Raw genomic sequence first — 25,838 nt, forward strand, 5'->3', positions numbered from 1 at the left:
GGAAAGAGCCTTTTAACACTAAAGTGGAGGCTTCTGTTGCCAGGTGCCTCCGAACCCCGCCTGAAGGTGCTAACCAACGGGACTTAGTGGACTACCGGAACTGCATTACGCAGCTACAGCGTTGTCCATAGCGTAGTTGTCATTTGCAACTATCATTTTGGTCCGATAACGGTGGTACCATGCCGAGCAAAAACAAAGCCTTTACGCCCTCGTCGATCCTGTTTCGCCCCCCCGAAGACCGCTGGAGTACAACGGGCTTTGGTGGAGGCGCCGGGTACCGCCCCCGGGTCCGAATGGTTTATTGCGCTCGCAATTTATTGCCGTAGCCAGCGAACTGGCAGGGGGAATATAGGTGCACGCACTGGCAAATGGAAGGGCAAAAGCTATCGGTTACTGTTGCAAGGCTAAGAGAACCTGTTGACAAAGCGGCATATTCACAGGCCAATTTGAACAAGTGGTGGTGTTGAAGATTTGTAAATGACGCTTTTGCGGGGATTTGCCTAAGGCGGAAGCACTCAAGCTATTTTCCCGGTCTTTTTATCGACGGAAGCTTGGGGTAAGACCCCGTATGCAAGATGGCACAGAGGCGATTTTCGGTAGATTGGCTATACTGTGCGCGACTCGAATCGTAAAACAGGAGATGATCCTTCGTGCAGCAATATCTAGAGCTGATGCGCCGTATCATGGATGAAGGTGTGGTCAAGGAAGATCGCACTGGGACAGGCACCAAGTCTGTCTTTGGTCATCAGATGCGGTTTGATCTGTCCAAGGGCTTTCCGGTTGTTACGACCAAGAAATTGCACCTGAGATCTATCATTTATGAGCTGCTCTGGTTTTTGGCGGGTGATACCAACATCAAGTACCTTAAAGACAATAAGGTGCGCATTTGGGATGAGTGGGCAGATGAGAATGGTGACCTGGGGCCAGTCTATGGTTATCAGTGGCGCTCCTGGCCCAAGCCTGACGGTGGCTCTATCGACCAGATTGCCAATGTGGTGCAGCAGATCAAAACGAACCCGGATAGCCGCCGGTTGATTGTTTCTGCCTGGAATCCTGCACTTGTTGACGATATGGCGTTGCCGCCTTGTCATTCGCTGTTCCAGTTTTACGTGGCAAACGGCAAGCTTTCCTGTCAGCTTTACCAACGTTCTGCAGATGTGTTCCTGGGTGTTCCGTTCAACATCGCTTCTTATGCATTGCTGACCATGATGATTGCACAGGTTTGCGATCTGGAACCTGGTGATTTTGTTCATACGCTTGGTGATGCGCATCTTTATTCAAATCATATGGAGCAGGCTGAGCTTCAGCTTTCCAGAGAGCTGCGCGCCTTGCCTGTTATGCATATCAATCCAGAAGTGAAGGATATCTTCGGGTTCTGCTACGAGGACTTTGCTTTGGAAGGTTATGACCCGCATCCACACATCAAAGGTGTTGTTGCGGTCTAGTTGTCTTTGGTTTTTTAAAAGGAGTTCCCATGCGAACCCTTATTTGCGTTCCGGCGCGTATTGGATCAACTCGTTTTCCGCGCAAGCCGCTGCACCCAATCAGTGGCCGCAGCTTGCTGGAGCGTGTTGTGCAGGTTGCTCGTGTTGCGGCGAAGCAAACTGGTTCTGACTATGTGGTCGCGGTGGACCATGAAGAGGTTGCCGAGCATTGCCGCCATATCGGTGCGCCCTTTGTGATGACTGATCCGGAGCATCCATCGGGTACGGACCGGGCGCTTGCTGCTTCCAGAGTGCATGGCACGCATCCTGAGTTCGTTTTAAACCTGCAGGGTGATGCGCCGTTTACACCGCCTGAGCATGTTTCTGCGTTGATTCAGGCTGCTGCAATGCGTCCTGATGCGGATGTGTTCACGCCTGTTATTCGGCTGGACTGGAACGGGTTGGACGAGCTCCGTGAGCACAAGAAGGCTCATCCGTTTTCCGGCACAACTTGTGTGCGCAGGGATGAGGGAACGGCTCTGTGGTTCTCCAAGAATATTCTTCCGGCCATTCGTAAAGAAGAGAAACTGCGGGAGAGCGACAAGCTTTCTCCTGTCTTCCGCCATATCGGGCTTTATGGCTACCGCGTTGACGCTCTTGAGCGCTTCAACGAGCTTGGGCTTGGGTACTACGAGCAGATGGAAGGGCTTGAACAGCTTCGTTTTCTGGAAAACGGTATGGTTGTTCATGCGGAAGAAGTGCAGCCGCCTAAACTTTCCATGTCTGGTGTGGATACGCCAAGCGATGCGGAGCTTGCTGCACAATTGATTGCTAAATTTGGCGACCCGTTTGATCATTTGGAGACTGGCCTTTGACGCGCGTTTACATTCTTAGACACGGCAACACTTTTGATAAGGGCGATGTTGTCACTCGTGTTGGTGGCCGTACAGACTTGCCTCTCAGTGTTTCTGGTCTGGGTCAGGCTGAGAAGCTCTCTGAGCACTTTGCTGATCAGGGTGTGAGCTTTGATATGGCGTTTTGCTCTCCGCTGCAGAGAACGAAGCAAACAGCGCAGATTGCACTGAAAACGCAGGCTGAAGAGGTTGATTTGAAGGTTCTGCCGTTTTTGGTGGAGATCGATTACGGCCCGGATGAAAATAAACCCGAGGAAGAGGTTCTGGCCCGGATTGGTGACGAGGCTCTTCGTGCATGGGAAGAAGAAGGTGTGCCGCCGAATGGCTGGCACATTGACCCGCACGCTGTGATTGGACGCTGGCAGGAGTTCTTTGCATCTGCTCCCAAGAAGTTCCCAGGTAAGACCCTTCTTGTAGTGACCAGTAACGGGATTGCACGCTTTGCATTGAAAGCACTGGCTGATCAAGGTGCTGGTGCTGATTTGAAACTGAAGACAGCGGCCTATGGTGTGTTCGATGTTACAGACGAAGGCCTGCCGTTAATGCTTAGTTGGAATGTGAGGCCGTAGGTTCTTTCCTGCTGCCTGAACTGGTTTAGATGGGAGCTTGATGCTCTCATCAACTGAGTACGACTTGTCTCTTGCCGATTGAGGATAGGATGAAGCAAATTTCGATGATCTCAGCTGTGGCTGAAAATGGTGTGATTGGCGCAAACAATGACATGCCATGGTCTGTTTCTACCGATCTGAAGTTCTTTCGCAAGACGACAACAGGTAAGCCCGTGATCATGGGGCGTCGGACCTTTGAGAGTATTTGCACGACGCTTGGCAAGCCTCTTCCAAACCGCAAAAATGTCGTTATCACACGTGATCCGAACTACGCTTATGAAGGTGTTGAAGTGGTCAGCAGTCTTGGTGATGCACTCACGCTCGCAAATGACATTGCTGAGAATGATGGCGTCGATGAGATCATGATTGTGGGTGGGGGGCAGATCTATAAAGAAGCGATGCCTAAGGCTTCTACTCTCTATATTACCCGTATTCATGCGCAGCCAGACGGTGACACGAAATTCCCGGATATCTATGAGGGAGAATGGGAGCTTGCTGAACGCACGCCGTTTGATCGTGGAGAAAAAGACTCAGCTGATTCCTCTCTGGAAATTTATCGCCGCAAGCTTTGATGCAGGCTGATTAGTTGTTGCGCGTTGATGACTTTGTTGTGAGGTCTGCGCGCAAAGCAAGGCGGTGAGCTGTATGGGCATTGTGCGCGTTGTTGGTGCTTGGCAAACGGCCATGGAAACCTGAGCGGTCCATAATCAGCAGTGTGTTTGCCTCTACCTTTAAAGGTAGGAGAGGTGGCAGATCCAGTTCTTGCAGATCACTCAGCCCTGTGATGGGCTCATCGGCCTCTTCTTCCATCTCTGTATAGTCAAGATGGCGCTGGTACTCCCAGAAAATACGTTGTTCTGTCATACGATGTGAGCCGGGGATGTAAAACATTGCGCCGTCTTCTGGTGTGATTTTTTCCAGAAAAAGCAATGCAATTGCGCCGGGCGAGAATGCATCGTGCTCAATTTCAAAAGGTGGTGTGTTGCTGCCTTCCGTTTCAAAGCGGAAGGACGGCGTGCATTGTGCCATTGCCTCGATATGGTACGCAGGCTTGGCTTTTCTGCCTGCTGCGAACTGTAGCGGTGGCGGAATAAGCTCGTCTGTGATGGCAGATTGCAAAAAGGGCTGCCTGAGAAGGTGCGTATAGTTCAACGGCAGTGTGAAGCTTTGTGCGTTATGCCAGTTGGAGAGAAGCCGCTTATTCCGATCTCTCTGGCCGACAAAATAGTCAAAGGCTTCAAATTTGAGCCTCCGAAAAAACTCCCGCGGCAACACATCATGTTTGATCCAGATGCCGTGGGTTTGCAAAGCCTGAGCGCAAGAGAGAGGCAGGGTTGAATACAATTTTGCCTGCTTTTCAATCTTCTGGCTATGAAGATCGGTCAGCTCGCTATGAAACCAATTGGGTATCGTTTCTTCGTCCCACTCCGATTGATAGGAGGACGAAGGCAGGAACCTGCGCTGCAAGCTGTTCATGAGGTGTTTTGGCTTTATTGCCCGCATTTGCATCCCCGCCGCTCTTCATTAACGAGAGGTTAAGGGGATCGGTGCTTTGGGTCTTTCCTTCTGTTTCTGCTTGTGAAATCTGCCTAAAGATTAGTTTCTGGCAGTAATTGACTTGCAATTTGAACGCTGACCACCAAGATAAATAAGGGTTTAAGGCTTGCTTTTCGGGAGTGAGCCGCGGAATTTTTGAGGTGGAATGTCCCAGTTTCTTGAGCTTAAAGACTTCAACGAGTTCAGCGTTGAACAGCTCTATGCTTTGCTAAAGTTACGTTGCGATGTGTTTATTGTTGAACAGCAGTGCGCATATCCAGATATCGATGGGCTCGATCCTGTCAGTAAACACATTCTCGTGATGAATGATGCCGGGCATATTCTTGGGGCGCTGCGAATCTTTCAAAAATACGACGATGGCGATGTGTTCAAGATTAGCCGTGTGTTGGTCTCAAAGGATGCGCGTGGGCAGGGTATTGCCGGTAAGTTGATGAATGCTGCGCTTTCTTATTGTGCAGCGACCAATGATGATGCGCGCGTGGAGCTGCAGGCACAGGACTATCTGAAGGACTTCTATGGCGGGCTTGGCTTCTACGCCACTTCGGAGACCTATCTGGACGATGGTATTCCGCATATTGATATGCGTTTAAGGGTGCCGCCTGAAAGCTGAGGGCTTAAAACTCTGCACGTTTCCGCTGTGTGTTGGCTTGGTTTACGTTTTGTTGAGCAAAACAGCAAGAATTTGCCTGATTGTGCCTCTAATTCTTACAGCTGAAATTTACAGGTAGGCTCTTGTACGTCGGTTGAAACGTGCGAAAGAAGGCTTATCTTCTTCAATAATGTCCGGTTTCTGTGGGGTTTTGGTGTTTTTCCATAAAGTGCAGCCTTTTGGCGTATCTGCATTCGTTGAAAGGCGCTGGTAACTTGCCTATAACCCTAATCAAGTAATAGTTGGCTTAGTCTAACTCTCATCTATTTGTCGGTTTGTCCGGCAGCATACCTAGTAAAGGGATCTCTCTATGCCTTGGAGCAATCAAAGCGGAGGTGGCGGCAATAACGGCGGCCCTTGGGGGAACTCCGGCGGCAACAAGGGCGGTGGTGGCCCTTGGGGTGGCGGCGGTGGCCCACAGCGTGGCGGCGGAAACGGTGGCGGCGGTAATCCACCTGATTTTGAGGAAATCCTCAAACGGGGTCAGGATCAGCTGAAATCCGTTCTTCCTGGTGATGGCGGCGGCCTTGGTTTTAAAGGCATTTTGTTCGCTATTCTCGTTGCCGTTGTTATCTGGCTTGCTACCGGTATCTACCGCGTTGAACCAAGTGAAGTTGGTGTGGAACTGGTATTCGGTAAGGTCGTTGGACAAACCGATCCAGGTCTGAACTACAACTGGCCATATCCGGTTGGCGAAGTGCGCACTCCAGAAGTGCTGCGTGTTCGCGAATTGACTGTTGGTATGGAAGAGTTCGTTCGTGGCAGCTCTATCAACCAGCGTGATGTGCCTGAAGAGAGCCTGATGTTGACCGGCGATGAAAACATCGTTGACGTAGACTTCAAAGTTCAGTGGCGCATTCAGAATACTCCTACTGGTGTTCAGGAATACCTGTTTAACATTCAGAACCCAGAAGGCACTGTGAAAGCAGTGGCTGAAAGCGCGATGCGTGAAGTTGTTGGCAGCTCCCGCATTGATTCAATTCTGACTGAAAACCGTGCCCCAATTCAGATTGCAGTGCAAAAACTGATGCAGGAAACTCTCGATAACTACAAAGCTGGTATCGAGGTTACTCAGGTTCAGATGCAGAAGGTTGATCCTCCTGCGCAGGTTATTGAAGCGTTCCGTGATGTTCAGGCAGCTCGTGCTGACCAAGAGCGTATCCAGAACGAAGCACAAGCTTACGCTAACAAGATCGTCCCTGAAGCTCGTGGTAATGCGGCTCGCGTTTCTGAAGCTGCACAAGCGTATCGTGACAAGACTATTGCGAATGCAAACGGTCAGGCACAGCGCTTCAGCAAGATTTATGAGGAATACGCGAAGTCTCCTAATATTATTCGCCAGCGCCTCTATCTTGAGACCATGGAAAATGTCTTGAGCAAAAATCCGAAAATTATCATCGACGGAAATGGTCAGCAAAATGGTGTTGTGCCTTATCTGCCGCTTGACCAGCTGAACAAACGTGCTGGAGGAAACAACTAATGAAAAGCGGTCTTCTTGGCATTGTTATAGCTGCTATCGCTCTGGTTCTTTACTGGTCGGCTTACATCATTACCCCAACTGAGCAGGCGCTTGTTCTGCAGTTTGGTGAGGTGAAAGCACAGGAAACTGAGCCGGGTTTGAAATTCAAGTTGCCTTGGCAGAACGTTATCGTTCTGGATAAGCGTATCCTTGATCTCAATATGCCTCCTCTGGAAGCAATTGTTGCTGACAAAAAACGTCTGACTGTTGATGCGTTTGCTCGTTACCGTATCACCAACCCAGTGCGCTTCTACCAGTCTGTGAACAACGTAAATGAAGGTGCACGCCGTCTTGCGACGTTCCTGCAGTCTTCACTGCGTTCTGAACTGGCAAAAGCGACCTTCGTACAAGTGGTGCGTGATGATCGTTCCGATCTGATGGAAAAGATCCGTCAGGACGTTGATAAGAGCGCTGCTGCGATCGGCATTGATGTGATTGACGTGAAGATCCGTCGTGCGGATCTGCCGGAAGCTAACTCTCAGGCGATTTTCCGTCGTATGCAGACAGAGCGTCAGCGTGAAGCGACCGAAATCCGCGCACAGGGTGAAGAGCAGTCTCGCCGTATTAAGTCTCGTGCTGATCGTGATGCAACCGTTCTTGTTGCAGAAGCACAGCGTGATGCTGATATCATCCGTGGTGATGGTGATGCGGCTGCCAACCAGATTTTTGCAGAAGCTTATGGCAAAGACCCAAGCTTCTTCGAGTTCTATCGTTCCATGCAGGCATATTCCAATGCTTTGGAAGGTGGCGATACGTCTCTGGTGCTGTCTCCTGACTCTGACTTCTTCCGCTACTTCAACGATCCGGCAGGAACGCGGAGTGCTCCGGCGGTTGGTGCACCACAGTAATGAATGATTTTATTGTGGCTCTGGGACTTGTCCTCGTTGTTGAGGGAGTTGTTTATGCTCTAGCCCCAAGCCATTTGAAGGAATTCATGCGGAAAGCTCAGGAGATTCCTGATCAGTCTCTCCGTCTTGGTGGTGTTGCTGCGATGGGGCTGGGTGTGTTGATTGTATGGTTGGTGCGTTCCCTCAGTGGATAGACGCAGATTTGCCAATGATACAACTGCGAGAATTCAGCCTGACGCAGTTAAGAAATAAATGTTAGTTTTGCCCGCGCTTTATTAACCAAGCGCGGGCATATTTGTTTTCAGTATGCGTTCTGGTGAAGTGTTTGTGTTCACCTGATAATCTGAGGAGATGGCTTATGGCCGGTGTTTTCCCTCGCCTTGAGCTTGGACGATCGATCAAGGCAATTGTTTTTGCGAGTGTACTTGGAGTTGCGGCGGTGACCGGCAGCTTCGACAGTGCTCGCGCAAGCGGCCCAGAATCTCTGGCAGACCTTGCTGAAGAGCTTGGTGATGCCGTGGTCAACATTTCGACTGCGCAAAGAGTGAAAGCCAAACGGTCTCTTCAACTGCCAGATGTCCCTGAGGGATCTCCTTTTCAGGAATTTTTCGAAGAATTCTTCAACGGGCAAGAACCTGAAGGTGAAAGCCCGCAGCGTGTTCAATCGCTCGGTTCTGGCTTTGTTATTGACGGTGAAAAGGGCATCATTGTTACCAACAACCATGTGATTGAAGGTGCGGACGAGATTACCGTTAACTTCAATGATGGTACCAAACTGTCAGCACAGCTGCTTGGATCTGATGAGAAGACGGACCTTGCTGTTTTGAAGGTTGAGCCTCAGTCAACCTTGGATTCAGTGAAGTTCGGCAGTTCTGAAGTGCTGCGTGTTGGTGACTGGGTGATGGCGATCGGTAACCCGTTCGGTCTTGGCGGTACAGTTACAGCAGGTATCGTTTCTGCACGAAACCGCGATATCAACTCCGGTCCTTATGATAATTTTATTCAGACTGATGCTGCCATCAACCGAGGCAACTCGGGTGGTCCACTGTTCAACATGGATGGTGAAGTTGTCGGGATTAACACTGTTATTTTCTCACCTTCAGGTGGATCTATAGGCATTGGTTTTGCCATTCCGGCAGAGACTGCAACCCGTGTGATTGCGCAGCTGCGTGAGTTTGGTGAAACCCGTCGCGGCTGGCTTGGTGTGCGTATTCAGCATGTCACTGAAGAGATTGCTGAAAGCCTGGGTATGGACAGTGCGCGTGGTGCTTTGATTGCTGGTGTAACTGAGGGTGGACCTGCACAGGAAGCTGACATCATGCCAGGTGATGTTGTGCTGAGCTTTGATGGTCGGAGTGTCCCTGAAATGCGCGATCTGCCGCGCATGGTTGCTACGACAACGATTGGTAGTACTGTTCCGCTCATGGTTTTGCGCCGTGGTGAAGAAGTCGAGCTTGAGGTCACCCTCGGACGTCTTGATGAGGTGGCTGAAATTGAGAAGGTTGAGGAAGAGCAGGAAAGTCCAAAGAGCAAAGCAGATGAAACCGTTGTGCTTGGATTGTCTCTGGCCAAAATCGATGAACCTTTGCGTGAACGTTTTGCCCTGTCAGACGAAATCGAAGGCGTTGTGATTACCCGCGTTGCTGAAGGCAGTTCTGCTGAAGACAAACGGGTTCGCGCTGGTGATGTGATCGTTGAAGTGGCTCAGGAGCCTGTTGCAGCACCAAAAGATGTGGTTGCTATGATCGAAGCTCTTAAGGCTGATAAACGTCGCTCTGCGTTGCTGTTGCTTTCCAACGGTTCTGGCGAACTGCGGTTTGTTGCAGTTCGTATCGAAGACTAGCTCGTTTTTATCAGACATGAAAAAAGCCGCTTCCAGATTGGAGGCGGCTTTTTTATTTGAAGGCAAGGAAACTTAGGTCTTTGCAAATTCGTCGTGGCTGTAACCTTGAATGTAGAGCAGGGCTGTCAGGTCGCCGTAGTTGATCTTAGCGCGAGCTTCCGCAGCCACTTTCGGCTTTGCGTGGAAGGCAACGCCCAGACCAGCAGCGCAGATCATGGCCAGATCATTGGCGCCATCACCCACTGCGATGACGTCTTCCAGTGCGATGTTCTTCTCCTCAGTAAGCTCGTTGAGGCGGTCTAGTTTCGCCTGTTTGCCAAGGATCGGTTCAGCAACTTCACCTGAGAGCTTAGATTCCGCTTCCAGAAGGATATTGGCCTTGTTTTCATCGAAGCCGATGACCTCGGCAATCTTCTGCGTGAACGAGGTGAAACCACCGGATACCAGTGCGGCATATCCGCCATTGGCTTTCATGGTCTGCACGAGTTCTCGTCCGCCAGGTGTCAACGTAATGCGGTTTTTGATGGTCTTGCCGATGACTTCTGTGCCCAGGCCTTTAAGCAGGGCAACACGCTGTCGCAGAGCTGGTTCAAACTCAATTTCGCCGCGCATGGCGCTCTCGGTGATCTCGGAGATTCTCTCTTTCAAACCCAGTTCCGCTGCAAGCTCATCAATGCACTCCTGCTGGATCATGGTGGAATCCATATCTGCGATCAGGAGTTTCTTTCTGCGGCCATTCTGGGGTTGAATGAAAACATCAACTGGTGCATTTGCAAGGTTTGTGCGAATAGAGCTTTCGAGTTCTTCAGGTTCTGCGTGACCCTCAATCGTCAGGTCTACAGCGATGTGAGGGTTGAGTACCTTAACCTGAGGTGCCGCGGGAAGAAGGGCACTGACCTTCTCAACGATATCCTCAGTGACAGCGGGTTTGGCTGGATTGGAAATGAGCGTGACAACAAACGACATAAGCAGCTCTCGGACTGGGCAAGTGAATGGCGCTGGTAAAAGGCCTGTTGCGGTGTTGATAGCCGGACCGACGGCCAGCGGCAAGACAGCTCTTTCCATTCAACTGGCAAAAGAGCTGAATGCGTGGGTTGTTAATGCAGATTCCATGCAAATCTATTCTGATCTGCACATTTTGAGCGCGCGTCCAAGCGTGGAAGAAGAATCGCAGGCACCGCACTACTTGTTCGGCCATGTGCCCAGTGACCAACCTTACAGCGTGATGAACTGGCTGACGGAGTTTGAAGAACTGTTGTCTGACGCGCGGCTGGCGGGTCGCCCGATGGTTGTTGTTGGTGGAACTGGTCTTTACTTCAGGTCCGCGCTGGAGGGACTATCCCTGATGCCCGACATCCCAGAGGATGTGCGACAGCATTGGCGGGTGTTCTCACAGGATGCAGTTGCAGGGGCGCTTCATAACGCTCTGGGAGAGCGGGATCAGATTATGGCTGACCGTTTGCATCCATCAGACACGCAGCGCATTGTACGCGCTCTGGAGGTTATTGAGGGGACGGGTAAGTCTCTATCAGTCTGGCAGAATGAGCGTAGCACTCCTTTGCTGAGTACCGATGAATCTGTGAGAGTGGTGTTGTCGCCAGATCGCAAAGCCCTGCATGATCGGATTCATCGCCGGTTTGATTTGATGGTGGAGCAGGGAGCGGTTGAGGAAGCGTGCGCGCTTTGGGCCAAGGGCCTTGATCCAAACCTGCAAGTGATGAAGGCGATTGGCGTGAAGCAGCTTGCTGAAGCCGCTCAGGGGCTCACCAGCATGGACTGGGCAGTTGAGAAAGCTAAGACTGAAACGCGCCGCTATGCAAAGCGACAATCCACGTTCTTCAGGGGACAACTTTCGACCTGGCAGAATATTGACCCGCTCAAGACCAGCGAAACTGAAGCTTTTGTTGAAACTGTGAAGACTGCGTTCTCCCATGGATCTTAATGCTGGCTTTTATTGATTGGCAAAAATCCCTGTTAAAATTGGCAGATAGATAGTTTTACTGATGAATTTCTGAGTGACATCTTTCTACGGTTTCTTTAAAGAGAAGCGCACGTTTGGCAGAGGCCGCCAAACAAGCCATACTATATTCCGAGAAATTTAATTTGCGGCGGAGCTGAGGCTCCTTAGAGCTCTGGTCGGTGTGAGTATACTCCGCCGACCAGTACTAATTTTAAGTGATTGTGATGAGTTGTATAAGACTAGGTTTACCTTAAGTCATTGTGCGGCTCGCATAATTGGCGTTATCCGGCAAATCTGTGGTATCTAAAGATCGTAATTTTGCCTTATTAAATGTTATCTGCATACTTTCTTCGAGAAAATCCTACTGAATTTCAAAGGATTGCATGTAGCAGGACTTCTGACGCTTTTTAGACATAATGAAGTGCCATCAAGCATTCGGCTTTGAATTTTGATGGTATTTAAAAGCATATTGCATGCATTAAGGCGGTTGTAATCTGAGGGAGAACTCTCCAGATGTGACCTGAGGCTGTTGGTCTTACGTGGCTGGTTTTTCTGGCTGGCTGGCGTGTGATTATAATGGAGGAAGCAAGCGTGACACTCCCAATCCTGGAAACGAAACGGCTGCGGGCACGACCTTTTACCTCTGATGATCTGGCAGATCTTGTAAGCCTTCATAGCAATCCAGAGGTCAATCGTTACTTACAGCCCACTAATGTGGCCTGGGATGTTTCGATCGTGAAAAAACGGTTGGCAAGCTTTATTGAGACTCAGGAACTGATGGGTTTCAGCCAATGGCATCTGTCGACGCATGAGGGTGAGTTCGTTGGCCGTGCTGGTTTCTCTCTTTACGAGAAAACCGCCGAAGTCGAGATGGACTACACTTTATTAGAGCACTTCTGGAACAAACGTTTTGGCAGTGAGATTGCACAGGCGCTGGTGGAGTGGTTCTTCGAGAACACCTATTACTCTCACCTTTTGGCCTTCGCTCATCCAGAAAATCATGCTTCCAAGAAAGTCATGAAGCGTGCAGGCTTTGAGTTTCGTGAGACGCGACTGGTTGATGGGTTGCCCTGCGAATTTTATCAGGTGCTTAGCCCAAGCTGTCAAAAGCTTGCTGTTCCAGCCTGAACTGGCACAAAAAAAAGCGCGGGGCTTTCGACCCGCGCTCTTTCCATGAAAATTGAATGACTTAAACGGTGATCGCGTCTTCCACGTTGACCTGACGCTGACGTCGGATTGTCAGTTTGTTCAGTGCAGAGACGTAGGCGCGGGCAGAGGCGACCAGAGTATCTGTGTCTGCACCCTTACCAGTTGCGATTTTGCCGTTGTCTTCCAGACGAACGGAAACTTCAGCTTGCGCATCCGTGCCTTCTGTCACTGCATGTACCTGATAGAGGGACATGTTTGCGTCATGCGGCCAAATTGCCTTGATCGCGTTGAAGGTGGCATCAACCGGGCCGTCGCCTGTAGCTTCACGAGTTTCGTGCTTGCCGTTGACGTCCATGGTCAGGATGGCTTTCTGAGGTCCACCAGTACCAGCAATCACTGTCAGAGCGATAACCTTGACGTTCTCGCTTTCGATTGTGATCTGGTCTTCCACCAGCGCTTCAATGTCTTCGTCGTAAACGTTTTTCTTGCGGTCTGCCAAGTCTTTAAAGCGACGGAAGGCTTCCTGCAACGCGTTGTCGCCCAACTCATAACCCAGCTCAGACAGCTTGTCTTTGAAGGCATGACGGCCAGAGTGTTTGCCCATAACCAAAGAGGTTGCACGAACTCCAACATCTTCCGGACGCATGATTTCGTAGGTTTCTGCGTGCTTTAACATACCGTCCTGGTGAATGCCGCTTTCGTGGGCAAATGCGTTTTTGCCGACGATTGCTTTGTTGTACTGGACGGGGAAGGAGGACACTGCAGAGACCAGCTTAGATGCGCGGGTCAGATAGGCTGGATCGATGGTGCATTCATATGGCAGTACGTCGCCGCGTGTACGCAGGGCCATGACGATTTCTTCCAGTGCGGCGTTGCCAGCGCGCTCGCCCAGACCGTTGATGGTACACTCAATTTGACGTGCTCCGCCTGCGACACCAGCCAGAGAGTTTGCTGCTGCCAAGCCCAAGTCGTTGTGACAATGTGCTGAGAATACTGCCTTATCAGAGTTCGGCACATTCGCGATGACCTGCTCGAACATGGCTTGATATTCAGCAGGCGTTGCGTAGCCAACAGTATCCGGCAGGTTGATGGTTGTTGCACCAGCGTTGATGGCGGCTTCAACACAGCGGCTCAGGTACTCGATGGATGTTCGGGTGGCGTCCATTGCGGACCACTCGATGTCATCGATCAGGTTGCGTGCTTGTTTCACCGTTTTAGTGATGATCTCCAGAACCTGCTCTTCTGTTTTGTTCATCTGGAATTGCAGATGAATTGGAGAGGTGGAGACGAATGTATGGATACGGCCTTGATTTGCCTGCTTAATTGCTTCGCCAGCGCGGTCAATATCCGCCGGGATTGCACGGGCCAGGCCTGCGATTACGGAGTTTTTTGAGCGTTTGGCGATTTCGCTGACCGCTTCAAAGTCACCCTGAGAGGCAATTGGAAAGCCTGCTTCAATGATGTTGACGCCCATTGTGTCAAGTAATTCAGCGACTTGCAGCTTTTCTTCCAAGGTCATGGACGCGCCGGGAGATTGTTCTCCGTCGCGCAGAGTGGTGTCGAAAATAACTACTTGGTCTTTAGCGGATGCGGTCATTGGTGATGCCTTCAACTTTGCCCCGACACCTTGTGTGTCCTGAATAGCGCCTGGGGATTTTTCTTCATTCTCAGATATTTAAGAGTGATCCCCTAAGTGCCCGCCCAGATACGGGGCCGCCGACGCCTAGGGGCATCTAAGTAGAAGGAGCGCGCGTAGGAAGAGGCCGCCATGCTGGCGCATGGTGCTGTTTTCATTCAGATTGTCGCGGTTCGCGATCATTATCTGTCAGCTGCCTTTTCGTCGCTATGGCTTGGAATCAAAGTTTTCCAACTACTTACGTGTCGGATACTTGTTTGAAGTTACAAGCCAAATCTTCTTGTAGCGTTACCGAGTAAGTCTCGTTTTTGCCTAATCTGTAATTTTCCTAGCGGATATGCGGATTAAACGCAAGAATTTTACTCAAAACAGGGCTCTGATTACTCAAAAGTATATGCAGCTCACGCTGAGATAATCTCAATTGGCTCACAGAGCAGTCCCAATATGCGGGAGAAGTGGAGGAGGCGGAGTGCTCTCCTCCGGTATTATCGATCAGAGGAGTAGTTCGCCGCGAGCGAGGATAACTGCCTGTCCGCCAATGCGGTGAGCGTGAATGGCGCCAGACCGCATCTCCATTTCCAGTGAGATGGAGGAGGGGCGTCCCATCTTGAAGCCTTGCTCAATGAGATATTTGTGTGTGCCGTCCAATGGCTGGTCGAACTCTGCAATGGACCCTGCAAAGGCGGCGACTGCTGACCCTGTTGCTGCATCTTCGCGTGGCAGGCCGTTTTCCAGATAGACCATGCGAGCGTGGAAAGCGCTGTCTACATGGATGGTCTGGCGGCAGTATGCAAAGGCATTGTTGTGCGTGATGGTGCCGAACGCTTCTTCCCAGTATTTATGAACTGGTTGGATGCGGTTGATGGCGTCCATATCTGCGACTGGAACAAACGCAAATGGCAGGCCGGCTTCCCAAGCTTTGGGCTTGTGGTTTTCGAATGTGATTTCATTTGGTTCCAGAGACAGAGCTGCAGCAATCACATCTTTTTCGCCAAGCTCTTGAGCTGGCTTCGGCAGTCTTGGTACATCAAACTCGGCGGAGGTGGCCTTGTCTTTTTGCAGGGCAACTGCGCAGCGCACCAACCCGACTTTTTCTTCCAACAGCACCAATGCATCCATATCGTTATCCGGCGCGCCGAAACGGTTTTCGGCCATCAAAACAGCGGTGCCCACGGTTGGATGACCTGCAAATGGCAGTTCCATGGACGGGGTGAAGATGCGGATGGAAGCATTATGAGCGATATTGTCTGGTGGCAGAACGAAGACGGTCTCGGAGAGGTTAAATTCGCAGGCGATCTGCTGCATCTGAGCGTCTGACAATCCCTTTGCATCCAGCACAACTGCAAGCGGATTACCTGCCAGCGCTTTATCAGTGAAAACGTCTAGCAGGGCATAAGGTCTGGCCATTTTAAAAGTCCAATTATCTCAGTTTGGTGTTGAGCTCGTGGTCTTGCATCACGGGCTCAACTTACGAAAAAGATTTGCTTGAGCGCCACTCAAGATTGTTTTGGCGCCAATTACAAGTCTGCAAATGAAGATAGCTCGTTAATTTAACAGATGTGCGGTGAGCGCCAAGGCATATGGGGGGACGCTGTAGTCCTTAAGATCCTCACGGGATTTTACGATAACTGCTTCTTCCAATTCAGGTTTTTTCTGGTTTGCGTTGAAATGTGCAATTTTTGAAAGGATTTCGTCTGAGGTGAGTTGCAATGTTAAAATACGCGCGATTGCGAGGCGTGGCCCATCTTCGATTGCGAAGACGTCCCCCAACTCTCCCTGATCCAATGTGAGGCCTGTTTCTTCTTCCAGCTCGCGGGCGATGGAGCCGAAGATATCCACCTTCCCGGAGGGCGTGATATCGTTGAGATCAAGATTGCCGCCGGGTGGGTAAACCTGACCTGCTGTTGCGGTGTTTCCCGCCATTTTGCCAAATACGAGATGGCCCTGGCTGGAACGGAGGACTGCGCAGCCAAACAGGTTTTTGGCGCTTCTGTCAGGAAAGCCCCAGTCGCGCCATGCGAGGAATTCGGAGTAGTTGATTTCTACCAGATCACCGGAAAATTGCTTCTGGTCCAAGGAGTATTGATACAATGAAAGAACCTTACCATCCCAAAGATCCGGGTTATCGGAAATCAATGTCTGCCAGTTTTCCTTGATAGCCTCACTGTTATTGGTGGCGAAATCCCAGCAGTCGGAGGTGTTAAGGTTCAAACTGACATCTGCGATCTCATGGATTTGCGGGGTGAGATCTTTTTGCATGTGCTCGATCGGGCCAGCCCCTTTGAAGGCACTCGGTCTGTTGCTTGTGCTGTGATAACCGTGGTGCTGATAAAAGGGAGCTGCGTTTGCATCTGATTCAAGGCGCATGCGGGTGCATTGCATGCGTTTGGCTGCTTCTTCAGCCCCTTCCAGCAACCAGGCTCCATGGCCTTTGCCGTGTGCTTCGGGCAACACAAACAGACAATCCAGCAGGGCGGTCTCTGCATTTTCCCTGGTGATGCGCGCAAAACCAAGTGGTCGTTCGTGATCGGTGATGACAAGGATTGGATCTGCCTCGATCATTTCCGCGGTGATTTTCCAATGGTCCCGAAACTCCTGCATGTCCTGCGGATCGTATCCCCAGTGACCTTTGGCAGCGTGCATAATATCTGTAAGGGCAATGGCTTGGCTTTTTGCGGCGAGCCGCATCTGGCAATGCATTCTTCTTAATTCTCCAAATTCAACCAGCACCGTTTGTGCTTAAGCCCGAGGAAGTTGAGGCCAAAGATTTGCCAGTCTTCTTTTCGGTCTAGTTGAAACAACCAGCCAATAGTGGCCCAAAAGAGGAAATGGTTTCAAGTGACCAATGTGATTTGAAGGATATCCAACCCGAAAAGATTAACGATTAACTATTTGCATGAGGTTCGTAGGCTGACAAGAGCTTTCCGGGCAAGCATGACGTGTTTGTCCTCTCGCATGGCGCTCTTTCTGACCCGTGACAATCACAGTTGAGAAGGTACTCATGCGCATTTTTTTGCCACTCCTTTGCTTGCTTGCGGTTGCCAATGGCCTGCCCGCTCATGCCGTGAGTTGGCAAGCAAGTGGGAGTGAAAAGGAACTTCTGCTGTCCAAGGGTGTTGGCGGGCTGACGCTTCTTCATAACCGGGCAGGGAAGATCCACCGTTCCACACGGGCGGAGATATCCAAGAGTGCGGTGATAACTTCCCTGAATGCAGAAGCGCTTGCTGGTAATGCGGAGGCCGTCTTCGGGCTGGCCGTGGCGCATGAGATGGGGCACGGCGTGCCGCGGGATCTGCCCGTTGCCATGGAGCTTTATGAAAAAGCTGGCGAGATGGGGCTTGCGGCTGCCTACAACAATCTGGGAGAGATCTACCGGCAGGGCAAGCATGGTGCGCCTGATGCGGAGAAAGCGCGTGAGCTTTACCAAATTGCTGCAGACTGGGGGGATGCCTGGGCGCAGAATAATCTTGGCCTTCTCTATTTGCATGGCATTGGTGTGGGGCGGAATCCGAAACTGGCCTTTTATTGGGTGAAAGGTGCTGCCATGGCGGGGTTGATGCAGGGCATTGAAAACCTTGCTGGCCTGTATCGTGATGGTGTTGGTGTTGAGCGGGATACCTCGCGTTCTCGTGTGCTTTATCGCAAAGCTATTTCCCTGGGCTCCATAGACGCGCATGTGCCTCTTGGTGAGCTGCTGGAGAATGGGGATGGCGGCGAGGCGGACCTTGCTGCTGCAATTCGGCATTACCGTGTTGCGGCTGGGGAGGGACATTTGCTGGGCAACCATTATCTTGGCACGCTTTATGAAGATGGGGTCGGGGTCAAACGAGATCTTGAACTGGCTTTCTTTCATTATGAGCGGGCCGCGCGGCGCGGGTTGGCGCGATCGCAGTTTGCACTGGGGCGGTTTTATCTGCTTGGGCAGGGAACGGAACCAAACCTGGAAAAGGCGATCCGGCTTTACAAAGCGGCGGCCAAACAGGGCAATGCACAGGCTTTGAATGATCTGGGTGTGCTTTATGAGAACGGGCGCGGTGTCCCACAGTCCTATGAGTTGGCGCTGGAGTTTTATACGGCGTCCTCAGCCCGCTTTCCGTTTGCTTTGACCAATGCCGGACTGCTTTACCTGAACGGACGCGGTGTGCGGCAGGATGTGGACCTGGCGAAAAAGCTGTTTCAGCAGGCCTCCGAAAGAGGAGAGCCTGTGGGAGACGTGTTGCTAGGCAAAGTCTATTTGCAGGGCTTCAATGAAGAGCCGAACCCAGGTGAGGCGGCGCGGATGTTTCTGCTTGCCGCGTCCAAAGGCGTGCCGGAAGCGTTTTATCTGCTTGGATACTGTCATGAAAGCGGGCGGTGTCTGGGCCGCAATCTTGTGAAGGCTCGGGACTTTTACAAGATGGCTGCTGATCAAGGATATCGTGAAGCCGAGAGGGCACTGCGCCAGCTTGAATGGCGCTTGAGAACCCAGAGCAACAATTAGAGCATGTTGCGCTCATATGCATTCACGCACCAAGCTCTAACTCTTTAATTTTGCGCGTATTCTTATCCGAAAACCGGAACCACTTTTCGGGAACACGCTCTAGATGCAATAAGAGCCGGTGTTGAGCCGGCTCTTTCAGGCATTTGTGCAAGCCTGCTATTTGCTTGGTGTACTCTGGTTGGCCTTGTCCAGCGGCACGGGGCGCACGATGTTGAACCAGAAATCAAAGCTGTCCAGCATTGCCAGCAGATCGGTGAGCTTGGAGGCTTCTCCATCCACTGTGATCATGCCGGATTTGATGGCCTCATCAAAGGTTTCTATGCCCAGCATGATGTTGTCGAGTGTGCTTCTGTCCAGTGTCACCGTGACGTCTGCATTCTCCAGCTGGTATCCTTCAATATGGCTGAGCGCTGCGTTCTGCAGTTCCATTGCATATTTCTGGTCTGTATCCGGGAAAATCCAGTTCAGCTTGATTTGCTGATCGCCCGCCTTTGTGTTGTTCAAACGCATGGCCGCGTAATCAAAGAGCAGATCCACATCCATAGAGCGGATGATATCCGGGCTGGCCGTATCAACGGCAGGCAGTTCCTGAATGCCGGACCGAAGTTCTTTAGCGCCGGAGAGGTAGAAGTTGCGCCATGGACCGGATTCTGCCTGATAGCCGAGCTGTTCTAACGCGTCTGCCTGTAATTGTGCGGCATCTTCATTGTCTGGCTCTGCAAAGACCAAATGGTTGAGCACTTCTGCTACCCAGCGGTAATCACCCTTGTCAAAGGACTCCTGCGCTTTTTGGAGCAATATCACCGAGCCGCCCATGAACTCGACGTATTTGGGGCCAGACAGGCGTTCTGGATACTCATGCAGTGTGGCAGGGTTGCCGTTGAACCAGCCCAGATACCGCACGTAAGTGGATTTTACGTTGTGGTTGAATGAGCCGTAGTATCCGCGGGTGCTCCAGTCGTTTTGCAATGTTTCCGGCACTTCCAACATCTCGGCAATCTCAGTCATGCGGAAGCCATGGTTGGCCAGTCGCAATGGCTGATCGTTGATGTAGCGGTACAGATCGCGCTGGTTGCGCAGGTGTTTCACGATGGTGTCATTGCCAGACAGATGCCAGTGGTGCGGAGCGAAGAGGACTTCAACGTCCTTACCGTACTTGTAGATGGCCTCGTTGATGTACTTGGACCAACCCAGTGGATCTCTGAGTTTCGCGCCACGCAATGAGTATGTGTTGTGCATTGTGTGGGTGGCATCTTCTGCAGTGCAGAGAGCTTTGAACTCCTGAATGTAGAAGAAGAACTCTGAGGGAGCCTCTGAGTCCTGAGCCATCCAGAAATCGAAGGTGAGGCCATCGATCTTATGGGTTTCGCCGTTGTCCCTGATGATATCGGTTGGCGGAATGAGCGTGACCGTGCCGCTTGATGTGGTTGGGCCGAGGCCTGCGCCGACCTGTCCTTCCGGAGAGTGCGGTAGCAGGTTGCCATACATGTAAGAGGCACGTCTGCTCATGGCGTTGCCGGCCATTACGTTTTCTGAGACGGCATGTTCCATGAAGCCTTCGGGGGCATAGATTTTGACTTTGCCGCTGGCGACATCGGCTTCATCCACCACGCCGCGGACACCTCCGAAGTGGTCTACATGGCTGTGGGTGTAGATGATGGCTTTGACCGGCTTCTTGCCGCGCTGGGCGTAGTAAAGCTCCAGAGCGTAGCGAGCGGTTTCCTCGGAGATCAGCGGATCTACGATGATGATGCCTTCGTCGCCCTCAATGAAGGTGATGTTGGAGAGGTCTGCCGCGCGCACCTGGAAAATGCGTTCTGACACCTGGAAGAAGCCGCTCAGCAAAATGAGCTGGGACTGACGCCAGAGGCTTGGGTTGACGGTCTCCGGGGCAATGGAGCCCTGCATGATGAAGTCAAACTTGGAGAGATCGTAGACGATATCGCCCTTGGCGTTTTTGACCACGCCGCCGTCTGGCAGTGGAGCGAGATAACCTGCCTGCGCATCCTTGAAGTCTTGCTCATCGGAGAAATGCAGTTGCTTCAGGATGTTTTCATAAAGATCTCCGGTGAAGCGTGTCGCCGGTTTAGTGATGGTCTCTGCGGTGGTCGCGGTGAGCGAGAGAGACCATGCGATGCTTATGGTGGCAGTTGCGCACAAGATTTGGCGGGCAAGGGATTTCTTGTTTTTTTTGAGCGTCATTCCCGACCTCCAGAGTAGAGTTGCCCTTCTCCTTATAGGCGTGCGGTTAAGGCCTCAGCTCAACCGCTGTTTGAAATGAGGTTTTTGGTTGCTGAAGGCCTAATGAAGCGCTGCAACCACGGGTTAATGCGTTGAGGATATGTGTTTGTTGAAGCGCACCATGAGGCGTTCTGAAGGATCCACTCGGACAAAGCCGTATTGGCTGTACAGGTCGTGAGCATCGGGGGTTGCAAGGCCGATACTTTGAACCTCTTTGACGTCTGGATGTGAAAGAACTTCCTCTAGCAGGTGTTTGGATAGTCCTTTGCCACGATGTTCTTCAAAAACGAATAAGTCACACAGATAGGCAAACGTGAGTTTATCCGTGATCACGCGAGCAAAGGCGACCTGTTCTCCACTGGGTAAGTAAGCGCCAAAACAGATGGAATTGCTCAGAACGGTATCGAGTGCTTGTGGTGGTAATCCTTCCAAACGACCGGACACCTCAGAAAGGAACTGGTAGACACGTTCCTTTTCAATTTTCGAGATATCGGTGCTGAACGTGATCATTGGTTCGCCTCTGCTTCAGTGTGAACACACCTCGCTTGATTGAGGGAAGGTGCTTTCTTGCGCAGTTTATTTCTTGGCGGTTAAGTGATCTCTTAAACATGCAAGGCGCTGGGTTTGTTGGTTAGCGCCTTGCGAATATCATATGAACAAATTGTAGGAGGAGTGTGTTGTGGTCCGCCCTCCTAAGCTTTCTGATAGGCCGTCTTGTTGTGCCGTTCCATCATGCGGTCGGGGGCTCCAAGTGGGGTGAAGCCGAATTGTTTGTAGAGGTCGTGCGCATCTGCTGTTGCCAATAGGACGCGTCGGAGGCCTTGCAGTTCGGGATGGGCGTCGATTGCTTTCATGAGCTGTTTGGAGAGGCCTTTGCCCCGATGAGCGGGCGTTACAAAGACATCGCCCAGATAAGCAAAGGTGGCTTTGTCTGTGATGACGCGGGCGAACGCAACTTGCTCTCCATTTGGCAGATACAGCCCGAAGCACAGGGAGTTTTCTATTGATCTGTCAAAGACATCCCGTGGCAAACCTTTGCTCCAATAAGAAACTTCTGAGAGGAACTGATAGATCTTGTCGCGCTGAAGTTTGTCTTTGTCGGTTGAGATTTCGATTTCCAGAGTTTGGGTCATTTTGAGCTGCTTAGGTCTGTCGTTTAGGAGGTTTGGAGGCTGGTTTCAGGCTTTGGAGCCCGGACGACCAGCAAAATTGCGGCGGAGAGCAGAGTGAGCAGAGCGGAAAACTGGATGGTGTTTCCGAATGTGGTGATGCTTGCCACTGTGCCGGTCATCATGTTGCCAACCAAGGCGCCAGCAAAAATGGCGTTTGTGTAGGATGCGGTGGCGATCCCCGGTCGATGCGGTGCGTATGCCTGGATAAATGTGAGGCCAAGTCCGACGTTGATACCGTAGTACAGACCTTCCAGTGCGCAGAGCAGGTAGATTTGTGAGGGCTCTGTTACCCGTACGATCAGAAGGAAGAAGAGTGTTCCAAGCAGAGCGGAGAACAGCATCGCGTTCTTCTGGCCCAGCTTTTGAGCAGGTTTAACGACAACAAAGATGACTAAGACTTCGACGAAGCATTTGACTGAGAAGGCAAGGCCCGGTGTTGCTGTCGGGAAGCCCATCTCCTCAATGAAGAAGACGGGACCTGCGGATACAAAGATGACGTTGGCCGAGGTGAGCGCAAATATGGGCAGGCAGGCGAGGATGAGGGCGAACGGAACGGGCTCAATCCTGCCATTCTCGCTGGTCTTTATTGGATGATGGGTGGTGAAGCTTTTGGGAACGATCCAAATGCCCATCGCCAGCCAGCAGATGCTGATGACGCCGGCTGTCGGGAAAATGGAGCTAACGCCGAACATGCCGTAGAGCGTGAAGGCCAGCGGTGTGCCGACCATCCAGCCTAACGACATGGCAATGCGCAGGTGTGAGTTGAACTTGGCAGGTTCCCTATTGGTTTGCTCTGCGAACAGGCGTCCAAAAGAGAACATGGTGGAGAGCACGCCACCTGAGACACCCATGAGCGGCACGCCCATCAGAAGCATCCAGTAGGCCGGTACTGTTGATTGAAGGCCCATGTTGAGCATGTAAAGCGTGGAGCAGAATATCAAGATAGGCTTCAGCCGTGCGCCAGCATCAATGCGCGCACCGAAATAGCGGTTTGAAAACAAAGTGATGGCGGTTGAGCCGACGATGTAGACCGCGAGTTTCCATGCTGGCTCGCCAAGCTCTGTGACAACATAAGAGCTGTAGAGCGGGATGAGGCAGGCAATCGCCAGAGAGCCAATGAGCATGTAGACGTGAATCAGTATTGGGAAACGATCCAGCATTGCCAGAGCCGCAGGAATAGAGCGCATGGGGAATCCAAAGGTGGTGGGGAAAGACTTATGGAGTCTCGCGGGAATGTACGTATTGATACATCTCCTTGAATGAAATGCAAGCAGGAGATGTTGTCGCGCTTTTATGCGCGCTGATCCAGCCAGCGCAAATGCTCAGGATGTTTGTGCGAGCTGCTGGTGTTGGGGGGGCTTGATGACCAACAGGATCAAGGTGGCCAGAGCTGCAAGGACGACGCTGCTCAGGATTGTGTTTTGGAAAGTGGTGTAGGATGCGACAAGCCCAGTGAGGACATTGCCTGCCAGACCGCCAACGAAGATGGCATTGACGAAGTAAGAGGTCGCGATGCCGGGCTTGTGGCGGGCATAGTTCTGAATGAACGTGATGCCCACACTGGCACAGATGCCATAGTACATGCCCTCAATGATGCAGAGCATGAGCACTTGCTCAACGGAATTCGCGCTTGTGATTGTTGCAAAGAAGAGCATGGCACCCAGACCGGAGAGCAACATCATATTCCGTTCGCCAATCCGCTGTGTCGGCTTGATTGCAAAATAGATGATGATGACTTCAAAGAGGCTTTTGGTTGCAAAAGCCCAGCCGGGGACGGAGACCGAGAGGCCCATCTCCTTGATGAAGTAAACGGGGCCTGCTGAGAAGAACACGCTGTTTGCAGCAGACAAGGCGAACACGGGAACGCATGCGATCAGCAACATCACGGGAACTGTATCTGCAGTGCTGCTTTCCTGAGCGTGCTTCTTGATGTGAGTTTTCAGCGTTGCGGGGATGAACAGCAGGCAAAGGGTGAGCCAAATGAAGGCTGAAATGGCTGCTGCAAGATGGATTTCCTGAAACCCATAGGTGCCATAAAGCAGGAAGGCGGCAGGTGGACCAAAGACCCACCCAAGCGACAGGCAAATGCGCATGTGAAGGTTGAAGGTGCCCGGATCGCGTCCGGTCTGCTCTGCAATCAACCGGCCCGTGGAATACATGGTGGACAGAGCACCAGCACTGATGCCGATCAACGGAATGCCGAAAATGATGAGAGACAGGTAGGAGGGAGCCGTCAATTGGATGAGAGCATGAACAGTGAAAGCGCAAATGTTGATGAGAAGCAATGGCTTGACGCGGTTGCCACCATCAATGAGACCACCAAAAATACGGTTGGTGGCAAGAGATACGACTGAAAAACCGCCGATGACGAGCGCAAGATTAAACGCTGGTTCCTGCAATTCCTCGATGATGTAGGTGCTCAATAATGGGATTACGAAGGCAATCGAAAATGCGCCGAAAAACATCACTGCGAAGAATAAAATTGGGAACTTATCAAGTCTTTGTAATGGACTGCTAATAGGATTCAAGAAAAACTCCACGCCCTAACCTTGCAAAAGATGGTTTCGGGCCAATCGCTCTAATACTACGTAAATTACCTGATGAGGGTGTCGTGTAAAGTGAGCAATTTTAAGCACAGAAAAACACAGTGAAGGCCCGGGTTTTTCTGGATGTCATGCATCTCTAAGCCTTTGGGAGATTATTGATTATTGTTGATCGGATAAAGGTGAGCTGGATTTATTCTGTTTGAGCAGCGCTGCTTTGCTTCTCGAATATTGACGGTTGGTTTTTTTGAATTGGCTGGGATATTTTTGGAGTGGTTGGTGGGAGGTCTGCATGCTCTTTGCCTTTATTCTTGCTCTTACGGGCATTTTATTCGGTGGCCTTATCGCCATCTTGTCAGTCTATGCGCTGATTAAAGAAAAGCGATTTGTTGACAATGAAGGGCGTGTTGTTGAGCTTGAACTTCCATTTTTTGGCAAGCTGAAAACAAACGCGGCGCCGATTGCTGTGACGTTCATTGGTGGAGGATTGATTGCCTTTTGCCTGCAGCAATTTGGCAATTCTCCCAACCTGACTGAGCTGGTTGCTACGGTCAGAATTGAACAACCGCATTCCGTCAACATGGTTGCGCTGGCCGTTGTTAGCGATGAATGGGATTCCGTGGAGAGCTGGGGGAGCGAGGAGGAGCTTGAGATCAAGTTGACCGTTCCCAGCAACTGGAAGTCTTACAATGGGTATCTGGTCCCGCTGGGTGATCCGGATGTTGCTCCCCGATTTTTTAATGCAGGCGAGAAGTTTACACCGACCGTTGTTTTGAGAAAAAACCGCTAAGGAGGAGCGTAGATGATGATCCGGCATTTCGCTCGTTTTGTGATGTTTTGCGCCTTGGTTTTGGCCAGTGTGTCAGCGTTCTCAATGGGGGGATGCGAGGGGAGTGATGCCGGAACGGGTGCACCAGCAGCCTCCGTGTGCGGGCAGGCGGTTGATGATCAAAATGAGCCCATTGCAAATGTACCATTGCTGCTGAAAAGCAAGGATAGCGATAAGGCCATTACTGTGTTCACGGATGATCAGGGTTTTTTCAGAGCCTATAATCTTGATAGCGGAGAATATTCAATTGAGCTGCCAGAGGGTTTAGCAAAAGAGTTTTCTGTCGCTCCCTCTGATGAAGCTTTGCCTGCCAGCAGTGTTGCAAGCAGACGAGACAAGAAAACCATAGAGATTAAAGAAAAGAGCTTCTTTCAGAACATGCTCAGTTTGCAGCCTGAGGCCGTTGATGCCGGAAAAATTCAGCTTGAGGTTGAACCGAGCCTGCAGAGATAAAACTGGATGATTA

24 protein-coding genes and 1 other RNA gene are annotated in these 25,838 nt (G+C 51.3%); 14 read left to right on the top strand and 11 right to left on the bottom strand.

Features of this window, described 5'->3' with window-relative positions; all coding sequences use genetic code 11:
• Positions 1-22: 22 nt before the first annotated feature.
• Positions 23-378, bottom strand: a transfer-messenger RNA (tmRNA) gene (gene ssrA / locus DHN43_RS07285).
• 272 nt (positions 379-650) lie between these two features.
• Between ssrA and DHN43_RS07290 the strand changes: the two genes are divergently transcribed.
• The 4 genes from DHN43_RS07290 (at position 651) to DHN43_RS07305 (ending at position 3,518) form a co-directional block, all read left to right on the top strand.
• A complete protein-coding gene (locus DHN43_RS07290) occupies positions 651-1,445 on the top strand; it encodes a thymidylate synthase (RefSeq protein WP_108818192.1) in 795 nt (264 codons plus the stop codon).
• 29 nt (positions 1,446-1,474) lie between these two features.
• The gene (locus DHN43_RS07295) at positions 1,475-2,299 is read left to right on the top strand and encodes a 3-deoxy-manno-octulosonate cytidylyltransferase (protein ID WP_108818193.1); all 825 of its coding nucleotides are present in this window, start codon (positions 1,475-1,477) and stop codon (positions 2,297-2,299) included.
• Complete coding sequence (locus DHN43_RS07300; protein ID WP_063307988.1) at positions 2,296-2,907, top strand: histidine phosphatase family protein; 612 nt, start codon at positions 2,296-2,298, stop codon at positions 2,905-2,907. Before DHN43_RS07295 ends, DHN43_RS07300 begins: the two co-directional genes overlap by 4 nt.
• Before the next feature lie 89 nt (positions 2,908-2,996).
• Complete coding sequence (locus DHN43_RS07305) at positions 2,997-3,518, top strand: dihydrofolate reductase (RefSeq protein WP_057465752.1); 522 nt, start codon at positions 2,997-2,999, stop codon at positions 3,516-3,518.
• Positions 3,519-3,528: 10 nt separating this feature from the next.
• On the opposite strand, the gene DHN43_RS07310 is transcribed toward DHN43_RS07305, so the two are convergent.
• Positions 3,529-4,449 (bottom strand): phytanoyl-CoA dioxygenase family protein, encoded by a 921-nt coding sequence (locus DHN43_RS07310; protein ID WP_208982003.1) that lies wholly within the window; start codon positions 4,447-4,449, stop codon positions 3,529-3,531.
• A gap of 199 nt (positions 4,450-4,648) precedes the next feature.
• Here DHN43_RS07310 and DHN43_RS07315 point away from each other — a divergent pair, with 199 nt between their 5' ends.
• From DHN43_RS07315 to DHN43_RS07335, 5 genes are all read left to right on the top strand, one after another.
• Positions 4,649-5,113, top strand: a complete 465-nt coding sequence (locus tag DHN43_RS07315; RefSeq protein ID WP_108818194.1) for a GNAT family N-acetyltransferase — start codon at positions 4,649-4,651, stop codon at positions 5,111-5,113.
• A 349-nt stretch (positions 5,114-5,462) separates the two neighbouring features.
• Positions 5,463-6,632: an FtsH protease activity modulator HflK gene (gene hflK / locus DHN43_RS07320; RefSeq protein WP_057465755.1), complete on the top strand. Its 1,170-nt coding sequence runs from the start codon at positions 5,463-5,465 to the stop codon at positions 6,630-6,632.
• Positions 6,632-7,519, top strand: a complete 888-nt coding sequence (gene hflC / locus DHN43_RS07325; protein ID WP_108818195.1) for a protease modulator HflC — start codon at positions 6,632-6,634, stop codon at positions 7,517-7,519. The genes hflK and hflC overlap by 1 nt, the downstream gene beginning before the upstream one ends.
• A complete protein-coding gene (locus tag DHN43_RS07330) occupies positions 7,519-7,713 on the top strand; it encodes a DUF2065 domain-containing protein (protein WP_108818196.1) in 195 nt (64 codons plus the stop codon). Before hflC ends, DHN43_RS07330 begins: the two co-directional genes overlap by 1 nt.
• Before the next feature lie 164 nt (positions 7,714-7,877).
• The gene (locus DHN43_RS07335) at positions 7,878-9,362 is read left to right on the top strand and encodes a Do family serine endopeptidase (protein ID WP_063293875.1); all 1,485 of its coding nucleotides are present in this window, start codon (positions 7,878-7,880) and stop codon (positions 9,360-9,362) included.
• 72 nt (positions 9,363-9,434) lie between these two features.
• On the opposite strand, the gene serB is transcribed toward DHN43_RS07335, so the two are convergent.
• The gene (gene serB, locus DHN43_RS07340; protein WP_108818433.1) at positions 9,435-10,328 is read right to left on the bottom strand and encodes a phosphoserine phosphatase SerB; all 894 of its coding nucleotides are present in this window, start codon (positions 10,326-10,328) and stop codon (positions 9,435-9,437) included.
• On the opposite strand from serB, the gene miaA reads away from it, so the two are divergent.
• Positions 10,312-11,304 carry a tRNA (adenosine(37)-N6)-dimethylallyltransferase MiaA gene (gene miaA / locus DHN43_RS07345; protein WP_306418669.1) on the top strand — a complete coding sequence of 331 codons (993 nt, stop codon included), beginning with the start codon at positions 10,312-10,314 and terminating at the stop codon, positions 11,302-11,304. The two genes, serB and miaA, sit on opposite strands and share 17 nt — an antisense overlap.
• A 609-nt stretch (positions 11,305-11,913) precedes the next feature.
• On the top strand, positions 11,914-12,450 hold the full coding sequence (locus DHN43_RS07350) for a GNAT family N-acetyltransferase (RefSeq protein ID WP_208980682.1): 537 nt from the start codon (positions 11,914-11,916) through the stop codon (positions 12,448-12,450).
• A gap of 61 nt (positions 12,451-12,511) precedes the next feature.
• Here the strand turns inward: DHN43_RS07350 and DHN43_RS07355 are convergent, their stop codons facing one another.
• The 3 genes from DHN43_RS07355 to DHN43_RS07365 form a co-directional block, all read right to left on the bottom strand.
• Positions 12,512-14,068 carry a 2-isopropylmalate synthase gene (locus tag DHN43_RS07355; protein WP_108818197.1) on the bottom strand — a complete coding sequence of 519 codons (1,557 nt, stop codon included), beginning with the start codon at positions 14,066-14,068 and terminating at the stop codon, positions 12,512-12,514.
• Positions 14,069-14,599: 531 nt separating this feature from the next.
• Positions 14,600-15,514 carry a PhzF family phenazine biosynthesis protein gene (locus tag DHN43_RS07360; RefSeq protein ID WP_108818198.1) on the bottom strand — a complete coding sequence of 305 codons (915 nt, stop codon included), beginning with the start codon at positions 15,512-15,514 and terminating at the stop codon, positions 14,600-14,602.
• A 138-nt stretch (positions 15,515-15,652) separates the two neighbouring features.
• A complete protein-coding gene (locus DHN43_RS07365) occupies positions 15,653-16,807 on the bottom strand; it encodes a GNAT family N-acetyltransferase (RefSeq protein ID WP_208995000.1) in 1,155 nt (384 codons plus the stop codon).
• 301 nt (positions 16,808-17,108) lie between these two features.
• On the opposite strand from DHN43_RS07365, the gene DHN43_RS07370 reads away from it, so the two are divergent.
• A complete protein-coding gene (locus tag DHN43_RS07370; protein WP_108818199.1) occupies positions 17,109-18,587 on the top strand; it encodes a tetratricopeptide repeat protein in 1,479 nt (492 codons plus the stop codon).
• Positions 18,588-18,743: 156 nt separating this feature from the next.
• On the opposite strand, the gene DHN43_RS07375 is transcribed toward DHN43_RS07370, so the two are convergent.
• From DHN43_RS07375 to DHN43_RS07395, 5 genes are all read right to left on the bottom strand, one after another.
• Entirely contained in the window at positions 18,744-20,789 is a 2,046-nt protein-coding gene (locus DHN43_RS07375; protein ID WP_108818200.1) for an alkyl/aryl-sulfatase, read from the bottom strand.
• Positions 20,790-20,912: 123 nt separating this feature from the next.
• Complete coding sequence (locus DHN43_RS07380; RefSeq protein WP_108818201.1) at positions 20,913-21,338, bottom strand: GNAT family N-acetyltransferase; 426 nt, start codon at positions 21,336-21,338, stop codon at positions 20,913-20,915.
• 182 nt (positions 21,339-21,520) lie between these two features.
• Positions 21,521-21,961 (bottom strand): GNAT family N-acetyltransferase, encoded by a 441-nt coding sequence (locus DHN43_RS07385; RefSeq protein WP_108818202.1) that lies wholly within the window; start codon positions 21,959-21,961, stop codon positions 21,521-21,523.
• Between the two features lie 23 nt (positions 21,962-21,984).
• Positions 21,985-23,187: an MFS transporter gene (locus DHN43_RS07390; RefSeq protein WP_063303420.1), complete on the bottom strand. Its 1,203-nt coding sequence runs from the start codon at positions 23,185-23,187 to the stop codon at positions 21,985-21,987.
• A 135-nt stretch (positions 23,188-23,322) separates the two neighbouring features.
• The gene (locus DHN43_RS07395) at positions 23,323-24,528 is read right to left on the bottom strand and encodes an MFS transporter (RefSeq protein WP_208995010.1); all 1,206 of its coding nucleotides are present in this window, start codon (positions 24,526-24,528) and stop codon (positions 23,323-23,325) included.
• 307 nt (positions 24,529-24,835) lie between these two features.
• On the opposite strand from DHN43_RS07395, the gene DHN43_RS07400 reads away from it, so the two are divergent.
• Positions 24,836-25,333, top strand: a complete 498-nt coding sequence (locus DHN43_RS07400; protein ID WP_108818204.1) for a hypothetical protein — start codon at positions 24,836-24,838, stop codon at positions 25,331-25,333.
• Positions 25,334-25,345: 12 nt separating this feature from the next.
• Complete coding sequence (locus tag DHN43_RS07405) at positions 25,346-25,825, top strand: carboxypeptidase-like regulatory domain-containing protein (protein ID WP_108818205.1); 480 nt, start codon at positions 25,346-25,348, stop codon at positions 25,823-25,825.
• Positions 25,826-25,838: the final 13 nt, after the last annotated feature.

The organism is Pseudovibrio sp. Alg231-02 (genome assembly GCF_900143565.1).
In the GTDB taxonomy this organism is placed as follows: domain Bacteria; phylum Pseudomonadota; class Alphaproteobacteria; order Rhizobiales; family Stappiaceae; genus Pseudovibrio.